We start from the raw sequence: 206 nt of genomic DNA on the forward strand, positions 1-206 counted from the left end.
TTCTGCGACTCCTCCGGACTGAACGTACTGCTCAGAACCCGGATCGCGGCCGAGCAGGGCGGGCTGGCGCTGCGGCTCGCCGCCGTGCCGCCCACCGTCATGCGGGTGCTCGACCTGACCGGCGCCCGGGTGGTGTTCTCGATCCACGACTCGGTGGCCGGGGCACTGGCCGGTTGAGCCGGGCGCGGACGGCCGTCGCCCGTGGC

The 206-nt window shown here is 74.3% G+C and carries 1 protein-coding gene; it reads left to right on the plus strand.

The window, feature by feature from the left end; all coding sequences use genetic code 11:
* Window positions 1-177 (plus strand): STAS domain-containing protein (locus VR45_RS50960; protein ID WP_045945243.1); only part of this gene is annotated, 177 nt, incomplete at its 5' end.
* Window positions 178-206: the final 29 nt, after the last annotated feature.

This window comes from Streptomyces sp. NRRL S-495 (assembly GCF_000966955.1).
GTDB classification, from domain to species: Bacteria; Actinomycetota; Actinomycetes; order Streptomycetales; family Streptomycetaceae; genus Kitasatospora; species Kitasatospora purpeofusca.